A 16,704-nucleotide genomic window follows, 5' to 3' on the forward strand; every position below is an offset into this window, starting at 1 on the left:
GCAATCACTTGGTTTTCACGAACCAGTCGAGTTGTCAATTTGTGAAGAAAATCATGACGAGCATCGCTAATTTCTGCATGAACTTTAGCGACTTTCAATCTTGCTTTGTGACGATTGTTAGAGCCTTTTTTCTTCCTGCTAAGCGCTTTCTGAGCTTTACGCAATTTACGACGTTTAGCCTTGAAGGTTTTAGGATTAGCAATCTTTTCGCCATTACTCAAAGCCATCAGGCTAGTAATACCCAGATCCAAACCAATTGACTCTTGAGATTCAGGCAATGGTGCAATTACAACATCTACCAACATTGAAACTGTCCACCGTCCAGAGGGCGAGAGCTTCACCGTAATGGTTGATGGCTCTGCTCCTTCGGGGGGTTGACGACTCCAACGGATATCCAAAGGTTGAGAGCATTTTGCCAAAAACACTTTGCCATCTTTCCATTTGAAAGCAGACTTGGTAAACTCAGCGTTACCACCGTGATGTTTTTTCTTGAAGTTAGGGTACTTTGCCCTTCCTGCGAAGAAATTAGTAAATGCGGATTGCAGATGTCTCAAACCTTGTTGTAATGGCACACAGCTAACTTCGTTAAGAAATTGCAAGTCCTCTTGCTTCTTCCAACTGGTTAGCATTGCGGAAGTTTCAACGTATCCGACTCGCTCTTGGCGTTCATACCATGCTTCTGTCCTTGCGGCTAAGGCACGGTTATAGATTAATCGAGCGCAACCCATTGTTCTCCGAAGCAAGGTTTCTTGCTCAAGAGTTGGATAGAATCGGTACTTGAATGCTTTTTGAGTCACATTCACATTATAGCATTTATTCTGTGATTGCAGTCGATCAATACAAAGCCGTCCTAGAAGGACGGGGTTTCTACCCAATTTTTTGATGAATCTGCAATTAAATCCAAAAAGTCCAAGTAATTTACTCATATAAAGGAAAGCGCGATCGCGCTTTCCTTTATTCAATAATAAATGAGAATATATCTAGGCTCCCAAGATGGAGGCATCGTACATTATTGGGCTGGGAAGTATCCTAGTCTAGTCGGTCAGTGTTTCAGTCCACCCCAATTCAATCCAAGAATGTGGATGCCTTATTTCTTGGACAACGGTGCTTACAAATATTTCGCGAATAATCAAGATTTTGACGAGGAAGCTTTCTTTTGTCATTTAGACAAAGTAAAGCTCGGAATCAAACCTCCAGAATTTGTCGTTATCCCAGATTCAGTTGGGAATCACGATCGCACATTGGAAATGTGGCATCACTTCTACCCAAAGGCGATCGCAATGAAGCCAGCCCTCAAATATGCTTTCGTTGTGCAGGATGGATGCGAGGTAGAAGATGTGCCTGATGAAGCTAATTTTATCTTTGTCGGTGGCACTGACTCTTTCAAGAAGCCAAGGTTACAAGATTTCGCGGAAGCATATAGCGATCGCGTACATGTGGGCAGGGTCAACAATCTCGACTTTGTTTTCCGTTGTCACGAGCTAGGGATCTCATCCATCGACGGCACAGGCTGGTTTCGATCCAATCATGGCAAACCGATCTTCATGCAGTTGGAACAATATTTTGAATATTGTCAAGGTCGTGGAACTATTCAGCATTCTTTATTTAATTAGAAACTAAACGATACTAGAATCCATCAGGAATTATAATTCCTTTCTCCGCGATCGCCTTCATAATCCAACCTTTATTTAGTTCCCATAGTTCAGAATCAAAGTCTTTATCAACTGCGATCGCACGATTAGGCTGAATAACGACATCTTTATTTTTATTTTCTTTGGGATCTCGCATTAGATTGCCCACTTCGGTAATGACATCGAGCAATTCAGCCATACCAACCCGTTCCATAATTTCGGTAGGAACCTTACTAAGCAATGCAGCGGCAATAATTCTCGCCCGCATATTCCCCGATGTCATTGGGCGATCGCTACCTTCTTTCTTAGTATTTATCCTGCGACTTGGCTTGGATGGATGGTTTAATCCCATCAATACTTGAAGTTCGGACAAGCCAGTTCTTAGGGTGTCGTCGCCTAATACCATAACTGGCTGGGTGTAGAAAAAGAAGTGATGACGACTTACAACAGTCATGGAGTCAACATCCAGCCGAGCATCTTGGGTTTTCCTAAAGAATATTGCGATTCTCTCTAAATGCGATCGCGCTTTAGTGTAAAGGAAATCGTGAACTGTCCAGTCTGCCTTGAGAAGTTGATCTGGAGGATATTGAAACTTAATAGGTTCTTTGTGCATGAAGCCCGCGATCGCGCCATACAACTCATCCATTTCAGGTTCTAAGTATTTGCGATCGAAGAATGATGGCTCATGCAAGAATTCCCATGAGCCATCTTCATAGGCAATACGCTGAGGAGGTATTTGTGGCACTGGTGAATCTCAAATTGATATTATTATGGTATCTTGATAAAGTGATCGCATTACGCATTAACTGTTGTTTGCTGAGACAAGATAGAGGAAAGCAATGGTTGAGGCAGTCGGAAAGGCGATCGCATTTTGAGAAGGTGGCAGAGTGGCTGATTGCACTACTTAGCACAAGTAGCGAATCTATTAACTTTTTAGCATTCTAGAATCTAGTGACGACTCCCATCCCTAACTCGCGGACGAGTATAGGGTGGGCTTCTCAGCTAATCCTGCTATTGCATCGGAAACACGCTGAGCTTTATTGACTGTCCGCCCGACAGCCAAGTTCTTGACATTAATTGCGGCATTCACATCTCGATCTAGTTCCAATCCGCAAACATGGCAACTATGCCATCTGTCTGCGATGGTCTTAGGGATGTGAGTACCGCAATTAGAACAATTTTGGGTAGTGCCATTTGGATTCACGGCTATAGCCAATTTGCCAGCACTTTCAGCCTTGCAAACCAGAATATCCAGAAATTCACTCCAACCAGCATCTAGGATTGATTTTGCCATCCTAGTTCTTGCCAAACCTTTAACATTCAAATCTTCAAAACCAATCACATCGTACTTATCGAGTAATTGTTTTGCAGATTTATAATGAAAATCTTTGCGTTGCCTTGCTATTTTTTGGTGATGTTTAGCAAGGCGTTTAACCGCTTTAAGTCTGTGATTACTGCCTTTCTTTTTACGAGAAACAGCTTTATTCCGCAGTTTCTTATCCCGTTCGGCTTTTCTAGCAAACCGAGGGATAGGTATAGTTTCACCATCACTGGTAATAAAGAAATCCTTGAGTCCCATATCAATACCGACAGCATTATCAAGATTGATATCAGGGGTAATTGTGGGGACTGTGACATCTTGTAATGTCAGTACCACATACCAGCCATCAGCATTCTTGACGATCTGAGCAGTTTTGATTTTGAAACCATCAGGCATAGGACGATGCAAAATTATTTTGACATCACCAATCTTGGATAAAGTGATCCGATTCCCTTTGATGCAGTCTTGTGGCATCTGCGTATAGGTAAAACTGTGGTATCGGCATCGACCCTTAAATCTTGGCTTACCAGACCGTTTTCCCGCTTTGTTAGCGCTGATATATCGATCAAAAGTTTTCTTAACCCTAGCAATGCAATCTTGAAGCACTTGAGAATGAATCTGTTTGTACTCAGGAAACAGCTTTTTGGTATTGAGTAAATCTTTCTTTTGCCAGTAATAATCGGGCTGTTGAACTATCGGAGCAATGCTACATGATATGAGAGAGCAGGAATTAATTGGACTACGCGTAGACTCATACCAGTTAAATCTCTCTGCAAGCCTATAGTTGTACTGCATACGCAACAAGTTAAGCCACTCATCAAATTGATGAGATTGGGCTTTGTTGGGACGTAATTTATACTTATAGGCTGTTATCATAATATCAGTGTAGCATAAAGTGGGTACGGTGATATGAAAGATGATTTTGTTTCTAGTGGAAGATGCGTCTCAGATCTCAAAGCTCATCTAGTTTTGACCACTAAGTATAGGCGTAAAGTATTTACTGGGCAGATGATAAATAGGCTGTCTGAAATATTGAGCGATCTATGTGAAAAATGGGGATGTAAGGTAATTGAATTTAATGGTGAAGAGGAGCATATCCATCTCCTGTTTCAATATTTACCCCAGATGGAATTGCCGAAATTTGTTGGTAATTTAAAATCTGTTTCTAGTCGCAAAATTAGGGAAGAATTTGCTGATGAGGTGAAAAAATATTACTGGAAAAGTGTTTTGTGGAATGAGTCGTATTTCATCGCTTCTTGTGGTGGAGTCACGATTTCCTTACTCAAAAAGTATATTGAACAGCAAGATACTCCAGAAGATAGTCCGTCTACGGGGCATCCAACCCCTTGACGGACGCGCTTTCATCCCGTCACTCATCCTTGTAAACGGATTGAGTGCGGGGCTTTCGCTTGGTAGCTAAAAAGCCAAAGTTTCCGGGGGTTCAAATCCCTCCCTTTTCCTTACATTTAAGCGATCGCCCCTCAACCCCGAACCCATTTATCTTAGTATCGCCTTTTAAAATTTGATATGACCACGATATGCTGTTTTTTAATATTTTTCAGCCTAAAACCTTTATACAGCAACAAAATCTATAGGATCACTCAAGGGTTCTAGATTTACTGCGATCGCATCAAAAGCCAACCTCAAGCATATCGTTGATGCATCAGGATCGAATTGCTCTAGGACAGGAAAACAATTTTGAATCGTCGCAAAAAAGAATCGATCAGCTTCCTTTGATTTAAGTACAGTATTTAGGTTGATTCTGGGTAAAGGCTTATTTTTATTGATAATTACTGTTTCCAGTAGAACGACCTGCAAGTAGGCTTTTATCTTTTTACCAAACAATGACGGCATGACTGAAAACATTCCATCAGGCTTAAGGATGATGCTCTGTGTATTTGCTAGGGAATCGGATATGTTTAGTTGATATCCCTCGCACTCAATCACAGCATCTTGGTTGAGTAGGATGGCATATTTAGCCGTAGCTCTTTGCGAAGGCTCTAGCGTACCAAAGCCATTCTGATTTACGTTGCCAGTGAACAAATAACGCTGTTTGAATTCTTTGAAAACATCATAATCAGTACCACTGGCGATCGCCTGGATTTCCGCACTACTTCCTGATGCAAAAGACATTGAGATAGTAGGCATATTTACTGGAATAGATTTCTCGCTATGATGCTTTGCAAAAAACAAGCGATCGCTACAAGGGTCGCGAAAAACTTCCGACTCTGCCATAGCGATCGCGCCGAGCTTGGGGATAGCATCGACAGATCGGCATGGATGCAATTCCAACCATGCCTGATATATCAAATAGTTGGTGATATCCAACATTAGAATCCGTGAGCAGCTTGCAGTGCTTGCAAAGATTGTTGATGCTTGGTAGGAGCCAAAGGAATGCTAGAAAGAAGGGCGGGAGAAGCCGATCCATCGAAGCTATTAAAGGTTGGCTGGAACTGAATGTAGCCATCGGTTGAAACAGTAATGTCCACAGTAATGCTAAAGATTTTGCCGATTGCAGGACTCCCTACAGCAGCATTTACAGTAGTGATTGCGCTTAAAGTAACTGAAGTTCCAGTTTTGGATACAGCTAAGTTATAGTCCTGCCCAGGAATAGCGCTTTTGACAGTAATTAGTGCAGGACTGGTAGTTACATTGGCAGAAACGGCAATGAACGGATTTGTTGCAGCAAATGCAGCTAGCCCTAGCGCAATTTCTGCCTCGGTGTCACCCGCTTGAATCGTGTAAACATATTTCTTTAGTTTCGGAGATGCCGAACCATCAGTGAAGTCGATCTCTACCGTGTCCCCAGCAGTAACACTTCCGAGTGAAAGAGTAAAAGTTGACTTTTTGGCGATCGCGGTAGGGTCAAGGGAAAGATTGTAATCAATCTCAGACCTTTTAGATGAGCCAATATAGTTGCTGTTGTAACCCGCAACTATATCTAGCTCAGTACTGGTTGAAACAATAGATTGTTTAATATAGGCAACTGAAGATACAGATTGGGTAGAAGAATCTGGGACGAAGGGCATTAGAAAAAACCAATAGGAGAGTACTAACAGTTTTCATCTGCTAATGGTTTTCTCCTGAGATAACCACTAAATAGGCGATATTTATAGGCTTTCTCTAAAAACAATATAAACTATCAATAGGGTTTTAATTAATTTTTTGTAAGTTTTTGTAGTAACGAAATTAATCTATAAGTTGCAAAGTTAAAGTCAAAATATTTAATCATGCCTAAACCGATAATCCCTCTCCTGGTAGAAAATATTGAAAAAATTATTGATATCATTTCCCCAGAAATTCCTAAATTACCTGAAATTCCCATCGAGGAAGAATGGCAAATTTTCTACGCGAGGTCGAGAAAAACAAAAATCTCAATAATCGAAAACTCAATTATTGAGATTAAATGTGACTATGAGGCGATCGCAAGCATTATTTGCGATCGCCTCATTCAAAATGGGGCTGCTTTATTTAACAAAATGGGAATCATAGAAATCCATATTTTTTATCACAGTTCAATACCTGCTACAAAAATTTATATTAACTAACTTGTAAAAGATACGCCGGGGGGAAGTTCTAGAAGCTCCTTCCCTGTGTAGGGTTTGCCGTTTTCATCGGTGAGGATACCTAGCGCACCGATCCAAAGTACATAATGCTTGAATCGATTGAATACAATTGGATAAGTTCCATAAATGACATCTTTTAGTTCAAAGACGTTACTTCCAGACCCTAACCGATTACTCAGATCGGTTATTACGATGTCTAAAGGCATCTGAGATTTTATAGCTTCTTCCTTAACCCACTTTTCAAGAAGAGCCGAAAAAGATATAGATATATTTTTCTGTGCTGCTTGCATTTTAAGTAACTCTTTTAAAGTTGCAGATTCTTGCTCCAGAGACTTAACTCTTTGCTCTAATATTTCTATGCGATTAATTAAAAAATCTATTGAAGATCGGCTTTCATGATAGAGAGGGATTTTTTTGTGTTTCCAAGCATTTTTAGGTAATAGGGATTCATCCCCACTTTCGAGATACTCAGTTACATCAAGATCGGAATATATATTGCCAGTTATGCAAAACTGTATAAATTTAAGCTCCCAAGAGTCTGGGTCAAGCTTCTGAAAATTCGACTTTTGTGGAGCTGTTCTCCATCTGTTAGCATAACCATTTTTATCCCCTTCCCTAGCGCCAGTTTTTTCACCTGTTACTTGCTCGTAGTACCTGATGAAATCTGCCATATAAATGCCAAGTTCGCGATCGCTTTTATTAAACGAATCCACATCCTGCATTCTTGTAAGCCATCGCGACAAGTTTTCTCTATAAGCTTGCGATGCAAATTTAGTCTTCTTACTTGGATTTTTTTTGACTGGCGAAGGGTTTGCAAATACCTTAGATCTTTGTAAAGCTTCAGAAGCAACCATAATTTTTATCTATAATGTATCGAATCAACTGATACGATATTGCTACTATATCGATATGATGATATAATGCTGAAACGTACACGGCTATATCAATTTATAATACATGGAAAATAGTAAAAATGCCGTAATACCGCAATTTCAATTGAAATATATACCGCAGATAGTTAGGCGGGAGATCTGTCAAGAGATGCTTCAAGAAGTACCTGAATCCCAAAGAAAAACTTTTAGGGTAAGTACGAAGGTACATGGTATCTGGTCAGAATTATATAGAGGTAGTTTGAAGACCGATCAATATATTTACTCGGTCATCAGGTCTTGCGAGGTAATTGCTGAATTAGTCGATCAATATCTCGAAAACCGCATTGATGAATTGGAATTTACAAGAGCGATCGCTGGCGATCGGGGCAGAAAAAAAAATGAAAGTAATGACTGAAACTCACCAACATTTGCAATGCGAACATTGCAGCAAGTGGTGGCACACCGTTAGCGTTGATTACAAAAAAGGTGACAAAGTAACCTGTACTTTTTGCGCCAAGCTGAATGAAATCAAGGTAATTGAAAATTTATCAACTGTTAGAATTAATAACACTGAGCAGAGGTGTTGGATATAAGCCGAACTCGATATTTGATGTCGATTGGTCAAAATGAAATTAGCGATCGCGCACTGAATCAAGTATCTGCAAAAGAGCAGATTTTAACTAGGATTAGTAACTTAATTAAATGATTAATAAAAATCTTGGATTATGTGGCGCACATTGCACTGGTAAGACAACCCTAGCTCAAGAATTGAGCGAATTGACTGGAATACCATTCGCAAGAACGTCTACCAGTAAAGTGATGCAAGAATTGGGTTTTACCCCAGATGCGGCTATGACGTTCGATGAACGTTTAACAGTTCAGGAATTAATTTTGGATGCTGCTGAAGAATTATGGGGCAGTTTCAAAGATACTTTTATAAGCGATCGCACCCCAATGGACATGATCGCCTATACGCTTGCAGCTATCCAAGGCGAGACACTATTCGATCAGCATCAATTGACAGATTATATTTACCGTTGCCGAGAGATTACAAACAAATATTTCTCACATGTAATTTTGCTACAGCCTGGAATCCCTTTGATTGGAAGGGAGGGTAAAGCAGCTTTAAATGAAGGCTATATCGTCCATCTCAACACGATTTTGATGGGCTTAACCGTAAGCGACCATCTTGAAGGTGAGGTGCTTTGGATTCCTTTACATGAGACTTCGCTAGATGCCAGAGTCCTCCATTCCTTAGAGTGGATGAATGAATATGGTTTATGTTGATGCTGCAATAAATAGGTGGAAAGGGAAACTATGGTGTCACCTAACATCTGATAGCCTAACTGAACTTCAAGAATTTGCTGGTCGGCTGGGATTAAAAAAAGAATGGTTTCAAAACCATCGCCTTATTCCCCATTACGACATAACTGAGAACAAAAGAGCGATCGCTATTCAATTGGGCGCGATCGCAATAACAACCGAAGAAAGAATTAAAAAAGTTAAGGAGAGATTGAATGAAATACATTCCAGGGAGCCTGATACTGCTTAGTTTGCTTACGTGGGTAACATATAGGATTTTAGTTTGTTGAATTTACTAAAAGCAATTGGGAATTAGTAAAACGATGAGAAATAAAAAAGAATTTAATGTGCCTTTTATGAAGTATGTAGGTGGGAAAGGTCAATTCGTTGATGCGATCGCTAGATTAATGCCACCCAAGTTTGGTAAAGGCACGTTTAGCAATTACTATGAGCCATTCCTCGGAGGGGGGGCAGTAGCGTTAAATATGCTGTTACTATCTGTGCCGAGGAAAGTATATCTCTCAGATATTACGCCCGAATTAATAAATACGTGGCATTGCGTCCAGCGTAATCCAATACGTTTACTACGATCGCTCCATGATATTAAGCTGCCAGCATGTATAGAAGACTATCAATCAGTAAGAAAAGAATACAATGTGGCAAAATGTCGTGACATCAACACTGGGGCAAAGTGGATTGATAGCATGACCGATAAACAAAAGTTTACGATCGCGGCACAGTATATCTACCTCAACAAAACCGGGGTCAACGGGATTTACCGAGTTTCTAAGAGGAAGAATGAGTTCAATATTTCCTGGAACAAACAGCTTAAACCATGCTTCCCCAATCATCAGCATTTATCAGAGGTATCAATGCTGATAAGAAATGCCGAAATAACTTGCCAGTCCTTTACTCTCGCCTTACGTGGAGTTCAAGAGAACGATCTTGTATACGCCGATCCTCCATACGATAAAACTTATGATAATTACACCGCAAATGGGTTCGGGGTTGAAGGACAAGTTCATCTTTTTAACGTATTGCAAAACATGTCGGCAAGAGGCGCACATGTATTTGCCAGCAATAGCGATACCGATTATGTGCGATCGCTTTATTCAGGATGGGAAAAGGTAATCCTCCAACGTAAAGGAACTATTAGTTCTGATGGCTGCGATCGCGGCAAGGTCAATGAATTGTTGATGTTTAAGAGAGCTATGGAGCTACAAAATGTAGCCTGATTAGTGAAGATGTCGAACCTGTTGGGATAGCGATCGCCATGATGCAAGAATCACAGTATGAATTCAACATTCTGGATATTTTACCGTGCAATTTGCCAGATCCAAAGCCAGTCAGAAAGGCTGTATGTGCTTTCCCTGATACTTCCGCATTTACCAAAAAGGCGATCGCCAAGTACTATCCAGATAAGTTAAAAGGCGATCGATAATTCCTTAAGTTGTCAAGGAATGCCCGACATATGATTCTGTATTGAAGTAAAAATTGAATCGATATTAGCGATCGCCCCTGGCATACTTTAAAATAGAACTTAATTAGCGATACATAAACATGAAAGGAACTAATACAAAAGAGATTAAGCAATCGTTAAATAAACCTCTTTGGTAGGTTACTGTCGATCGTGGAGCTTTATTTAACCCAATATGGGAAGGAGGTTTTGAAACCAAATTAGAAGCTGAAATGCATAGGGAATTACCTAGCGATCGCGTAATTCAAATTCGGAATAAAAATTTGAAAACTTATATCGATCGCAATTTGGACTTGCGTGGCGAAAACAGAAAAGACGATGGTATTTGGCGAAATATTTGATCCCATTGACCTTCAACCCCGAACCCACAAGACCAACAAAAAAGCTGCGGAGGAAAAATCCGCAGCTTTTTTAAAGTTACAACGAAGATGCTTTATCTGCAAAGCATCGGGCGTATTCTAAATACTATCATGATGCCGATCCCGCGATCGCTTTAGCCTCTTTTCTGTCCAAAATTACAATGAAAAAACTATTATTCAAAAATGTTTGACAATATGAACAAGGTTAATTTATACTCTTTATACCACATATTGAGTATTTTTAGATGATTACGTTAAACCCTTGTTGGCAAGATTCAATGGCTAACCATGCCTTTGCTAAGAAATCTGGTTTTAACGTATCCACTCTTAATAGGTGGATCGAAGAAGTTCCACCTCATGTAGTCAGTTACCTAACTCTCTGCACAATATTGGCAGCAACACCACAAGATATCCTTGATGGCAATATAGATGAACTATGCCGCCTCAAAGGTCTTAGCGTTGCTGATATCTGCTTCACTTGCGAATTTGATCCATTCTCCTTTAGGAGAGAGCTTGGTGGCGATCGCAAGCCAAATGGTCTTATAAAACTTGCACAGCTTTATAAAATCTACGGTTCTTTCGAGCAGTTGTTTGACCTCAAAAAAATTAAGGCGAATATTAACGAACGCATTCACCGAATTGAAAACGTTCTTAATGCTGCATAATTTTAATCGATCGTATCGATAACATGATGATATTGTATTAGAACCACTGATGCTACGTTGCCATAGTTATCGAATACTTAAATCGCCATGCATTACAACTCTACCCCACTTCTTAACATTAACGAAATACCTGTGTTCAATATGGCTTCATTAAATCAAAGATCCGAACGCGATCCGCCCCTAAATATGACAATCGCCTCAACATAGGCTGGACCCCTAATGTAAAGGCGATTGAAAATATTGATGACTCGTCAGGCAACGAGTTTTTATCCAACCATCTCAGAAATCAACTAATCGCAATTAAATCGCCTACTTGTCAATTTGATCGCAACTACTTGTATATCCGAACAATATTTGGATTTTACCACATGTAGTTGTCGATCGTCTATATTTACGCACCGATTTTGTTCGGATGCGATCGTGCAAACTATTTTCAGGATTTGTAATGACCCATAAAGATTTTTGCCCTAGAGATCTCAATGATGCTTTAGATGATGATGAAATATCTATTTTCATTCAAGAGTTCGGAATTGAACCAAGAGAATTTCACACCCATAACTATTCTGATGAGGTGTAGCGATGTCACTATCAGAATTATGCAAAGAACTATTAAGGGAAGATTTATACAGGAGAAGTTGTAGCGCTGTAGTCGCAATTGCCCTTGGTGAAAGAGCAGCAATGATTCTTCAAGAGATTGACCATTGGGTTCAAGAAAAGGCTAAAGAGCAAAGTCCGATTCATTTTCATGATGGCGCATATTGGATCTGGAACACTTACAAAAGTTGGGAAAAAGTACTTCCATTTATCCCAGAAGTATCTATCAGAAAGATTATTGTCAGTCTTGAGGCTCAAGGTATTTTAATTTCTGGCGAATTCAACAGGAATAAAGGAAACAGGACGAAATGGTATCGCATTGATTATGCCAAGCTTGGGGAAATAATAAAACCTGCAAAGCTCCGATTTGAAAGCTTTAGATTCCAACAAGCTGATCTGATAGATCACATGGGTGATCTATCAGATCACATGGGTATGATCGAATCGATCAGTTCACCTGATCGAATCGATCAGGTGGGTATGATCGAATCGATCAGTTCGCCTGATCGAATCGATCTTCTCTGTACAACCGATCTATCTACTGATCTTTCTACTGATCCAACTACAAAAAAAGAAAAAAGCAATTTTTCTTCTTCGCAAAATTCTCAGATTCAAGAGAGCCAAAAAAATCAAGCACTTGGTTCAGATCGGAAAGAAGACCCAATCCCCCCTACCCCCCTTTCCCGATCGCCAGAAATTTTGGAGAAGCAAATACCATCAGATCCAATGGGCAATCGCTTCAAGTCTGGGAGGGCACAGAATCGCTTTGCGCCACAGGGACTAATTGATGCGGGCTTTGGTCGATGGCATTTGGGTGAGCAATACAACAACTGGAACCCTCACATCGTCGATGCCGCGATCGCCCGAAAAAGGGATTTAAAACAAAGCACAGAACCAAGTAAGGCGAAGGATTATGTTACGAGGATGGCTACAGAATGCTATCGGAGTCAACATTGGGGTTTGTTCGAGACATTGGTAGAAGAGGCGATCGCGATTGAAAAAGCTCAGGAACGATTACAGGAGCAACAAGTTGAGCCAAGGACAACAACAACCATGCGTTCGTGCCTATGGAAACCGATAGGTAGGCGAGTAAAAGCTGAACAGGTTGAGTTCATGTGGGAGAGATACCCATCAGAGGAACAATTAACCGCAGATGATGCGATCGCAGAGTTGAATGCGTTTGTTGATAAATGCGCCGAGAGAGGTTTCCTTGAAGACCTAGTTAGCGGTAATCATGTACTTGCGAGAAATTCAAAAGCTCCCATTGACGAATTCGGGCAAGTCCTCGCACAGTATGTGCCTTTCCTCCAGCATCAAGCCCGTCTCAAAATCCAAAGCAATCAGGTAGCTTCATGACACAGGAATTTACTATTCTCAGAGGATCATGCCCGATTTGCAACGGCGAACGCAAGGATTGTCGCTCATCTGGGGAAGATTTGATTCACTGCTACAGCAATTACGAACCACCGTTGGGTTACGTTCGCAAAGGCACAAACAGTATTGGTGCTTCGCTTTACTCGCCAGCCAAAGATGAAACCTACAGCAACAAGGTCCAAGCAATTCGCACAGCAAAATCTTCAAAAGCTCCTGTGTTGTCGATGGAAGAACGCGATCGCAAGATCAGGTCATACGAACCGAAGTTAACGATTTCGCAGCAAGAAGATTTGCTCAGGCGCGGGCTAACTAACCCTGAAATCAATTTGGCAAAGGCTAAACACTGGCTATTCGCCTTGGATGGTGGGTATGGAATTACCGCAATTGATCCGATTACAGGGTTATTATGCGGCGCACAGAAAGCGCTAGATGATCGCAGCACCGTCAAGTACACATGGGGAGTGTTCACAGGAGACAATCACCTGCATGAGACAGACGAAAACCCATTGTTTATATGGGTATCGCCAAAATTCAATAACTCATCTCCGTATGAGATCAAGTACTGCGAAGGCGCGTTGAAAAGCATGATTCGAGGATTTTTTGAATGGCGAACGAACCCGCAGGTAATCATGGTCGGTGGTGCAGGTGGGATATTTGGCACAAGAAGCCTTTCTAGACTTCACTCGAAATATTCAATCGCTACTGCCCATACCCTCCTGTGCGATGCCAATACGCAGGATAGGAAAAAGGGCAACATCCTGACCGCTTACAAGAACTTAGCTACCAATTTGCCATCGGTCAAGTTTGCCGACTGGGGGCAATGGCAAGATAAATCGATTGGTGACTGTGATGAGCAGTTTGGTACAGAATCTTTTAACGGATACCAATTGCGATCACCTAGTGATTGGCTTTCTTTCTTTGAGGAAATGCCGCAGCAGGAATCAACAAATCTGATTCCAATCAACGCTAGTTCGATCCCTCCACAAGATCTTGACGCAGAAATATTCTGCATTGGGCAGTTTTTGATAGATGCTAGCCGCATAAATGCGGTTTTAGGTATTCATGTATCTCCCGAACACTTTTACCGACCATTAAATCGTGAAATCTGCCAAGTCTGCCTCGAACTCTCTAGGGAGTTGGAGCCTGTTGATATATTGAGTGTCCATCAAAGGCTATCTCGCAAGGGACTTGGGGACAAAATTAGTAAGGAAGATCTAAAAACCTATCGCGATCGCGCTGAGGCATTTGCCGATAATGACTTGGTATTTCAAGCTAAGGTGATCAAGGAAAAATACATTTTACGGACTGGGCAATCGGTAGGGCGTGAACTAATTAAATTATTTACTGATGAGTCGAAGGATTTAAAAAACCTTACTGCGATTGCCCAACAAAAGTTTCTCGAATTCCTAACTTTGCAAACGTCGGGGAATCAGTTTAAGACTTTTGGCTCGGTACTCGAAGAGTATGTTGCTGAAGTTGAGGCAGAGAAATTAGCAAATCCCGAACTGGTGCTAAAGAAAACATTGGGGACAGGTGTTCCAGAAATTGATTCAATTGGAGAACCTGCCGAAAATTCAATCGTTTCTATTTACGGTCGTCCTAGTCATGGGAAAACTACTCTGACGTTTCAATGGGCGCAAAATATCGCATTAGAACAACCAGATAAATCTGTACTCTACTTCTCACTCGAAGTATCCAAAGAAGAGGCGGCGATTAAACATGCAACGATGAATACAGGATTGCCCAGCGACTCAATTAGGTATCACGATTTTGGTGCGGACGGCGATCGCATTTTATTTAATAAGGTGGTGACTGCATATAGAAAAACCAAGCTTTATGTTTACGATGCGCTCGAAAGTGTAGAGCAAATGTGCCAAAGGGTGAGGACTTTCATCATTGAGAATGGACCTGTATCAGCTATTTTCATCGACTACCTACAATTGATGTATCCCGAACGTCGATCCTTTGACGATACCAAGGATGTAAATGAGTGCTTGAGGCAATTAAAAAGGCTCAGGAAAGAATTAAAAATATCAATATTTATTTTGGTACAGACGAATCGTGATCTTGAGAAACGTCAAGATAAGCGCCCAACTCTATCAGATGCAAAACAGTCGGGCAACATCGAGCAAGATTCCGATGAAGTCATCTACGTTTACCGTGACGAGATGTACAACTCTAATTCTCCAAATACTGGAATGATCGAAATTGGTAAGCTCAAAAGTCGGAACGGGAAAATGGGTGGTGTTGTCAAAGTCCCCTTTGATGGCAAAAATAGTAGGATTGGTAATGGATTTATTTCGTTGCTCGACCGTCTAGCTATCCCATCTGATACGATATCAACACAATTGCAGATCTTGCCCGATCAACAAACCTTATCAATTCCTAAAAATGTAGGCGGCGCAATCCCTGAACCAGAGATAGCAAACGAGGACTTTTTCTAATGCAAACCATAGAAAAATATCGCCACCTTTCGAGCAAAACCTTATTTGCTGTCGATAGATGGAATAAAGATAAAACAATTGTTAAGACCCATGCTGGTGCAGTATTTTCAATTTCTGATTGCGAAAAATGGAATCCAGAATACCCTCAGATCGCATTTGAATTACCTCCTCAAGATGGAGAAGTTGTTATGCGATCCGAACATGTCTTTATCGTGGTTAAAAAGTCTAGAGATGGCAATACAAAAGAACCAAGGCTTTGGTATGGAAATGTCCCTGGGCAATTTTATCCCATTTCAGAATGCAGTCTTGTTTCTGATGATTTAATCAACGCATGGGCTAATGAAATTGCTAAATTCCGAAATCATAAAGAGACTTCGGCAGAGTATCAAAATTTCATCCAGCAAGTACCAGAAGCAATCCGAGACTTATGTGTTATTAAGTCCCTTAACTATCTCTACGAGTTAAAGGAACCTATAGTTGTCAATAAAAATGGATTTTTCTAAAGATATCATTCCATTCAGAAAAATTATCTTACTGCGATCGCAGTAGCCAACATGTCAACACCGATCCTTAACAAGTCTGCCGAGGCAATCAATACTTCGACAATCACGGAAGATACTGTTTTTATCAAATCTAAGGCTTCACAAGGCAGAATATATTGTCAAGAATGTTTTATAGCTACTGAAGAATTGATCAGTGTAGTCCTTTCTTTCGAGGAAGGTCGCGCAGTTTTCTCGCATGTTAACTGCATCCTGTGTCCCCCAACCCCGAACCTACCAGAAATTGATACCAATTCTATTAATGATTGGTATTGGGACCCTCCCACAACCGAAGGTGAACACTGTACTATCGTTCACAAATATCTCAATGATTGGGTTGACGGGAAATTAGGCGATCGCTTCCCCAGAAAGATTCGCTCGGAATATCGAAGGGCTGGCGGATGGGATATGTACCCCGGATTGCGATTGAAGATGATACATGATGATGAGACTGCAACCGTCTGCTCTGGAAAAGGACTTATTAGAAGATTGCCTCTCGGAACACTTTGGAGAATGAACCCACCAACTATTTCTAAGGAAATTTGACAAACGTATCAATA

At 40.9% G+C, this 16,704-nt stretch carries 21 protein-coding genes; 15 read left to right on the forward strand and 6 right to left on the reverse strand.

Going from position 1 to position 16,704, the window contains the following annotated elements; genetic code table 11:
• Positions 1-797, reverse strand: a 797-nt coding sequence (locus AC805_RS07765) for an RNA-guided endonuclease TnpB family protein (protein ID WP_055074930.1), incomplete at its 3' end; no start/stop codon positions are given.
• A gap of 171 nt (positions 798-968) precedes the next feature.
• On the opposite strand from AC805_RS07765, the gene AC805_RS07770 reads away from it, so the two are divergent.
• Complete coding sequence (locus tag AC805_RS07770) at positions 969-1,613, forward strand: hypothetical protein (RefSeq protein ID WP_055074893.1); 645 nt, start codon at positions 969-971, stop codon at positions 1,611-1,613.
• Between the two features lie 13 nt (positions 1,614-1,626).
• Here the strand turns inward: AC805_RS07770 and AC805_RS07775 are convergent, their stop codons facing one another.
• Positions 1,627-2,376 carry a hypothetical protein gene (locus AC805_RS07775; protein WP_156341339.1) on the reverse strand — a complete coding sequence of 250 codons (750 nt, stop codon included), beginning with the start codon at positions 2,374-2,376 and terminating at the stop codon, positions 1,627-1,629.
• A gap of 222 nt (positions 2,377-2,598) precedes the next feature.
• Entirely contained in the window at positions 2,599-3,828 is a 1,230-nt protein-coding gene (locus AC805_RS07785; RefSeq protein WP_055074896.1) for an RNA-guided endonuclease TnpB family protein, read from the reverse strand.
• A gap of 33 nt (positions 3,829-3,861) precedes the next feature.
• Between AC805_RS07785 and tnpA the strand changes: the two genes are divergently transcribed.
• Positions 3,862-4,302 carry an IS200/IS605 family transposase gene (gene tnpA, locus AC805_RS07790; RefSeq protein ID WP_055074897.1) on the forward strand — a complete coding sequence of 147 codons (441 nt, stop codon included), beginning with the start codon at positions 3,862-3,864 and terminating at the stop codon, positions 4,300-4,302.
• A 222-nt stretch (positions 4,303-4,524) separates the two neighbouring features.
• Here the strand turns inward: tnpA and AC805_RS07795 are convergent, their stop codons facing one another.
• Together AC805_RS07795 and AC805_RS07800 are read right to left on the reverse strand one after the other, a co-directional pair.
• Positions 4,525-5,283, reverse strand: coding sequence for a hypothetical protein (locus tag AC805_RS07795; protein WP_055074898.1), 759 nt, complete (start codon positions 5,281-5,283; stop codon positions 4,525-4,527).
• A complete protein-coding gene (locus AC805_RS07800) occupies positions 5,283-5,981 on the reverse strand; it encodes a hypothetical protein (RefSeq protein ID WP_055074899.1) in 699 nt (232 codons plus the stop codon). Before AC805_RS07800 ends, AC805_RS07795 begins: the two co-directional genes overlap by 1 nt.
• A gap of 201 nt (positions 5,982-6,182) precedes the next feature.
• Between AC805_RS07800 and AC805_RS07805 the strand changes: the two genes are divergently transcribed.
• Positions 6,183-6,500: a hypothetical protein gene (locus AC805_RS07805; RefSeq protein WP_055074900.1), complete on the forward strand. Its 318-nt coding sequence runs from the start codon at positions 6,183-6,185 to the stop codon at positions 6,498-6,500.
• On the opposite strand, the gene AC805_RS07810 is transcribed toward AC805_RS07805, so the two are convergent.
• Positions 6,497-7,372 (reverse strand): hypothetical protein, encoded by an 876-nt coding sequence (locus AC805_RS07810; protein ID WP_055074901.1) that lies wholly within the window; start codon positions 7,370-7,372, stop codon positions 6,497-6,499. The genes AC805_RS07805 and AC805_RS07810 overlap by 4 nt on opposite strands.
• A 103-nt stretch (positions 7,373-7,475) precedes the next feature.
• On the opposite strand from AC805_RS07810, the gene AC805_RS07815 reads away from it, so the two are divergent.
• The 12 genes from AC805_RS07815 (at position 7,476) to AC805_RS07855 (ending at position 16,690) form a co-directional block, all read left to right on the forward strand.
• A complete protein-coding gene (locus AC805_RS07815) occupies positions 7,476-7,805 on the forward strand; it encodes a hypothetical protein (protein WP_156341340.1) in 330 nt (109 codons plus the stop codon).
• A 287-nt stretch (positions 7,806-8,092) separates the two neighbouring features.
• The gene (locus AC805_RS07820) at positions 8,093-8,677 is read left to right on the forward strand and encodes an AAA family ATPase (RefSeq protein WP_055074903.1); all 585 of its coding nucleotides are present in this window, start codon (positions 8,093-8,095) and stop codon (positions 8,675-8,677) included.
• Positions 8,664-8,942: a DUF4031 domain-containing protein gene (locus AC805_RS07825; protein ID WP_072143555.1), complete on the forward strand. Its 279-nt coding sequence runs from the start codon at positions 8,664-8,666 to the stop codon at positions 8,940-8,942. The genes AC805_RS07820 and AC805_RS07825 overlap by 14 nt, the downstream gene beginning before the upstream one ends.
• Before the next feature lie 73 nt (positions 8,943-9,015).
• Complete coding sequence (locus AC805_RS07830) at positions 9,016-9,927, forward strand: Dam family site-specific DNA-(adenine-N6)-methyltransferase (protein WP_055074904.1); 912 nt, start codon at positions 9,016-9,018, stop codon at positions 9,925-9,927.
• A 38-nt stretch (positions 9,928-9,965) separates the two neighbouring features.
• Positions 9,966-10,133, forward strand: coding sequence for a hypothetical protein (locus AC805_RS25490; protein ID WP_156341341.1), 168 nt, complete (start codon positions 9,966-9,968; stop codon positions 10,131-10,133).
• A 248-nt stretch (positions 10,134-10,381) separates the two neighbouring features.
• Positions 10,382-10,510, forward strand: coding sequence for a hypothetical protein (locus AC805_RS27095; protein WP_269433562.1), 129 nt, complete (start codon positions 10,382-10,384; stop codon positions 10,508-10,510).
• A gap of 263 nt (positions 10,511-10,773) precedes the next feature.
• A complete protein-coding gene (locus AC805_RS07835) occupies positions 10,774-11,193 on the forward strand; it encodes a hypothetical protein (protein WP_156341342.1) in 420 nt (139 codons plus the stop codon).
• A gap of 445 nt (positions 11,194-11,638) precedes the next feature.
• Positions 11,639-11,770: a hypothetical protein gene (locus tag AC805_RS27100; RefSeq protein WP_269433563.1), complete on the forward strand. Its 132-nt coding sequence runs from the start codon at positions 11,639-11,641 to the stop codon at positions 11,768-11,770.
• 2 nt (positions 11,771-11,772) lie between these two features.
• Complete coding sequence (locus tag AC805_RS07840) at positions 11,773-13,143, forward strand: hypothetical protein (RefSeq protein ID WP_055074906.1); 1,371 nt, start codon at positions 11,773-11,775, stop codon at positions 13,141-13,143.
• Positions 13,140-15,605, forward strand: coding sequence for a DnaB-like helicase C-terminal domain-containing protein (locus AC805_RS07845; RefSeq protein ID WP_055074907.1), 2,466 nt, complete (start codon positions 13,140-13,142; stop codon positions 15,603-15,605). The genes AC805_RS07840 and AC805_RS07845 overlap by 4 nt, the downstream gene beginning before the upstream one ends.
• Positions 15,605-16,108, forward strand: a complete 504-nt coding sequence (locus AC805_RS07850; RefSeq protein WP_055074908.1) for a hypothetical protein — start codon at positions 15,605-15,607, stop codon at positions 16,106-16,108. Before AC805_RS07845 ends, AC805_RS07850 begins: the two co-directional genes overlap by 1 nt.
• 51 nt (positions 16,109-16,159) lie before the next feature.
• Complete coding sequence (locus tag AC805_RS07855) at positions 16,160-16,690, forward strand: hypothetical protein (RefSeq protein WP_055074909.1); 531 nt, start codon at positions 16,160-16,162, stop codon at positions 16,688-16,690.
• The last annotated feature ends 14 nt before the right edge of the window (positions 16,691-16,704 follow it).

The sequence above is a fragment of the Pseudanabaena sp. 'Roaring Creek' genome (assembly GCF_001402795.1).
GTDB lineage: Bacteria > Cyanobacteriota > Cyanobacteriia > Pseudanabaenales > Pseudanabaenaceae > Pseudanabaena.

Excerpts from the sequence above, each read along its gene's own strand:
- tnpA (WP_055074897.1), top strand. The coding sequence starts at position 3,862 with ATGAAAGATGATTTTGTTTCTAGTGGAAGATGCGTCTCAGATCTCAAA.
- AC805_RS07835 (WP_156341342.1), top strand. The coding sequence starts at position 10,774 with ATGATTACGTTAAACCCTTGTTGGCAAGATTCAATGGCTAACCATGCC.
- AC805_RS07840 (WP_055074906.1), top strand. The coding sequence starts at position 11,773 with ATGTCACTATCAGAATTATGCAAAGAACTATTAAGGGAAGATTTATAC.
- AC805_RS07810 (WP_055074901.1), bottom strand. The coding sequence starts at position 7,372 with ATGGTTGCTTCTGAAGCTTTACAAAGATCTAAGGTATTTGCAAACCCT.
- AC805_RS07770 (WP_055074893.1), top strand. The coding sequence starts at position 969 with ATGAGAATATATCTAGGCTCCCAAGATGGAGGCATCGTACATTATTGG.
- AC805_RS07800 (WP_055074899.1), bottom strand. The coding sequence starts at position 5,981 with ATGCCCTTCGTCCCAGATTCTTCTACCCAATCTGTATCTTCAGTTGCC.
- AC805_RS07785 (WP_055074896.1), bottom strand. The coding sequence starts at position 3,828 with ATGATAACAGCCTATAAGTATAAATTACGTCCCAACAAAGCCCAATCT.
- AC805_RS07855 (WP_055074909.1), top strand. The coding sequence starts at position 16,160 with ATGTCAACACCGATCCTTAACAAGTCTGCCGAGGCAATCAATACTTCG.
- AC805_RS07805 (WP_055074900.1), top strand. The coding sequence starts at position 6,183 with ATGCCTAAACCGATAATCCCTCTCCTGGTAGAAAATATTGAAAAAATT.
- AC805_RS07795 (WP_055074898.1), bottom strand. The coding sequence starts at position 5,283 with ATGTTGGATATCACCAACTATTTGATATATCAGGCATGGTTGGAATTG.
- AC805_RS07815 (WP_156341340.1), top strand. The coding sequence starts at position 7,476 with ATGGAAAATAGTAAAAATGCCGTAATACCGCAATTTCAATTGAAATAT.
- AC805_RS07825 (WP_072143555.1), top strand. The coding sequence starts at position 8,664 with ATGGTTTATGTTGATGCTGCAATAAATAGGTGGAAAGGGAAACTATGG.
- AC805_RS07845 (WP_055074907.1), top strand. The coding sequence starts at position 13,140 with ATGACACAGGAATTTACTATTCTCAGAGGATCATGCCCGATTTGCAAC.
- AC805_RS07830 (WP_055074904.1), top strand. The coding sequence starts at position 9,016 with ATGAGAAATAAAAAAGAATTTAATGTGCCTTTTATGAAGTATGTAGGT.
- AC805_RS25490 (WP_156341341.1), top strand. The coding sequence starts at position 9,966 with ATGATGCAAGAATCACAGTATGAATTCAACATTCTGGATATTTTACCG.
- AC805_RS07850 (WP_055074908.1), top strand. The coding sequence starts at position 15,605 with ATGCAAACCATAGAAAAATATCGCCACCTTTCGAGCAAAACCTTATTT.
- AC805_RS27100 (WP_269433563.1), top strand. The coding sequence starts at position 11,639 with ATGACCCATAAAGATTTTTGCCCTAGAGATCTCAATGATGCTTTAGAT.
- AC805_RS27095 (WP_269433562.1), top strand. The coding sequence starts at position 10,382 with ATGCATAGGGAATTACCTAGCGATCGCGTAATTCAAATTCGGAATAAA.
- AC805_RS07820 (WP_055074903.1), top strand. The coding sequence starts at position 8,093 with ATGATTAATAAAAATCTTGGATTATGTGGCGCACATTGCACTGGTAAG.